At 72.2% G+C, this 2722-nt stretch carries 3 protein-coding genes; 1 reads left to right on the forward strand and 2 read right to left on the reverse strand.

The window, feature by feature from the left end; genetic code table 11:
• Window positions 1-155: 155 nt before the first annotated feature.
• Together ACFWR9_RS42545 and ACFWR9_RS42550 are read right to left on the reverse strand one after the other, a co-directional pair.
• Window positions 156-692: an alkyl hydroperoxide reductase gene (locus ACFWR9_RS42545; protein WP_361352251.1), complete on the reverse strand. Its 537-nt coding sequence runs from the start codon at window positions 690-692 to the stop codon at window positions 156-158.
• 6 nt (window positions 693-698) lie between these two features.
• The gene (locus ACFWR9_RS42550) at window positions 699-1253 is read right to left on the reverse strand and encodes a peroxiredoxin (RefSeq protein WP_383853023.1); all 555 of its coding nucleotides are present in this window, start codon (window positions 1251-1253) and stop codon (window positions 699-701) included.
• Between the two features lie 133 nt (window positions 1254-1386).
• On the opposite strand from ACFWR9_RS42550, the gene ACFWR9_RS42555 reads away from it, so the two are divergent.
• Window positions 1387-2325, forward strand: a complete 939-nt coding sequence (locus tag ACFWR9_RS42555) for a LysR substrate-binding domain-containing protein (RefSeq protein ID WP_383853026.1) — start codon at window positions 1387-1389, stop codon at window positions 2323-2325.
• The last annotated feature ends 397 nt before the right edge of the window (window positions 2326-2722 follow it).

The raw sequence follows: 2722 nt of genomic DNA on the forward strand, positions 1-2722 counted from the left end.
TGTGCTCGCCCCGCGCGCGGGGGGCGGGGGCCCCCCCCCCCCCGCGCCCCCCCCCCCGCCCCCCTCCCGCCGCCATGCCCGCGGCCCCCCGCCGCCCCGGGCCCCCCCCACCGGAAGGTGGACGGGGCCCGTCGCATACGTGCCGCGTGGCGGGACTACTGGTCGGCCAGGACCGCCTCGGCGTCCAGCGTGACGCCGACGGCCTCGACCACGGCGGCGATCTTGAACGCCTCCTGGATCGTCTCGCGGTCCACACCGGCCTTGCGGAGGACCTGCTCGTGCGAGTCCAGGCACATGCCGCAGCCGTTGATGGCGGACACCGCGAAGGACCACAGCTCGAAGTCGACCTTGTCGACGCCCGGGTTGCCGATGACGTTCATCCGCAGACCGGCGCGCAGGGTGCCGTACTCGTGGTCCGACAGCAGGTGCCGGGTGCGGTAGAAGACGTTGTTCATCGCCATCACGGCGGCGGCCGACTTGGCGGCCTTGTACGCCTCCGGCGTGAGGTTGGCCTTCGCCTCCGGCTCCAGCTCGCGCAGCACGATGGGGGAGCGCGAGGCGATGGCGGTCGCCAGCACGGTGCCCCACAGCTGCTGTGCCGGGAGGTCGGAGTTGCCGATGACCGAGCCCAGGTTGAGCTTCAGGTCCTTGGCGTAGTCCGGGACGGCGGACTTCAGGGAGTCGAGGGACATGTCAGCTCACTCTCCCGAGAGCAGCGCGACCGGGTCGAGGGTCTCGTCGCCCTTGCTCCAGTTGCACGGGCAGAGCTCGTCGGTCTGCAGGGCGTCGAGGACCCGCAGGACCTCCTTGGGGTTACGGCCGACCGAGCCGGCGGTCACCATGGTGAACTGGATCTCGTTGTTCTGGTCCACGATGAACACGGCGCGCTTGGCGAAGCCGTCCTCGCCCTCGATGCCGAGGTCGCGCATCAGCTCGCGCCGGGAGTCCGCCATCATCGGGAAGGGCAGGTCACGCAGGTCGTCGTGGTCCTTGCGCCAGGCGTGGTGGACGAACTCGGAGTCGCCGGAGAAGCCGAGGACCTGGGCGTCACGGTCGGCGAACTCGTCGTTCAGCTTGCCGAAGGCGGCGATCTCGGTCGGGCACACGAAGGTGAAGTCCTTGGGCCACGCGAAGATGACCTTCCACTGACCCTCGTAGGTCTTGTGGTTGATCTGCTGGAACTCCTCGCCCTTCTCCAGCGAGACGCAGGCGGTCAGATCGAACTCGGGGAACTTGTCACCGACAGTGAGCACGCGCTCTCCTTGCAGCGAGGAAACACCCGTTTTGCTGGTGTTTCCCATGGGTTGGACGTTCTTGATGTTGGCACAGGGTGCATTGATTAGTGAAATAGCTACACTCGGTCGAGTTGATCGGAGGTGGCTATTAGTGTCCGGTAAGAAGAGGCAGCCCAGCCTCGCCCAGCTGCGGGCTTTCGACGCGGTCGCGGAGCACCTGCATTTCCGCGACGCCGCCGCGGCGATCGGGGTGAGCCAGCCCGCGCTCTCGGGTGCCGTCTCCGCGCTGGAGGAGGCACTGGGTGTCACCCTCCTGGAGCGCACGACGCGCAAGGTGCTGCTCTCGCCGGCCGGCGAACGGCTCGCGGTACGGGCGAAGGCGGTACTGGCGGAGGTCGGCGCGCTGCTGGAGGAGGCGGAGGCGGTACGGGCGCCCTTCACCGGCGCGCTGCGGCTCGGCGTCATCCCGACCGTCGCCCCGTACCTGCTGCCGACGGTGCTGCGCCTCGTCCACGACCGCTACCCCGACCTCGACCTCCAGGTCCACGAGGAGCAGACCGCGAGCCTCCTGGACGGCCTCACCACCGGCCGCCTCGACCTGCTGCTGCTCGCCGTCCCGCTCGGGGTGCCCGGTGTCACGGAACTCCCGCTCTTCGACGAGGACTTCGTACTCGTCACCCCGCTCGACCACCGGCTCGGCGGCCGGGAGGGGATCGACCGCTCGGTGCTGCGCGAGCTGAACCTGCTGCTGCTCGACGAGGGCCACTGCCTGCGCGACCAGGCGCTGGACATCTGCCGGGAGGCGGGTCGGGCGGGCGTCCCCGCGACGACCACGGCCGCCGGTCTGTCGACCCTGGTCCAGCTGGTGGCGGGCGGTCTCGGAGTCACCCTGCTGCCGCGCACCGCGGTCCGCGTGGAGACATCCCGCTCCACCCAACTCCTCACCGCCTCCTTCACCGCCCCGGCCCCGACCCGCCGCATCGCCCTCACCATGCGCACGGGTGCGGCCCGCAGCGCGGAGTACGAGGAGCTGGCCGCAGCTCTGAGGGAGGCGATGGGGGACCTGCCGGTACGGACGGTCGCCGCCTGAGCGTGTGGGCAGTGGTCTGGCCCCGTCTCCGCGCCCGGCGCGGCCAGTCGCCCCCGGGCATCTGACCGCCGCGCCGCCCCTTCGGTCACCTGGTGCCGCCCCCGAGCACACCCGTCTCGGGGCCATCGGGGCCATCGGGGCCATCGGGCCGACGGGGGCGCAGCAGCCCCGCGCCCGGCTGAGGGGCGGCCGCCGACGCAACCGCGCAGGCCGCGCGGGGGGCGTTCGCAACAACCTCCACAGATACGTCCTGCGGGCGCCTCCCGGCCGCGTGCCGGCCGGGGGGCCCGCATGCGTCGCCGCGCCGGGCCGGGCGATGGCACGCCGGCCGGGCGCAGCCGCGCGGGCTGGGCGCCACCCCGCGGGCTGGGCGCGGCCGCGCGGGGGGGGGGGGGGG

It is taken from the genome of Streptomyces sp. NPDC058534 (assembly GCF_042717365.1).
Classification (GTDB): domain Bacteria; phylum Actinomycetota; class Actinomycetes; order Streptomycetales; family Streptomycetaceae; genus Streptomyces.

Bases quoted from the DNA above. Each gene is read 5' to 3' on its own strand.
- ACFWR9_RS42545 (WP_361352251.1), bottom strand. From the start codon at position 692: ATGTCCCTCGACTCCCTGAAGTCCGCCGTCCCGGACTACGCCAAGGAC.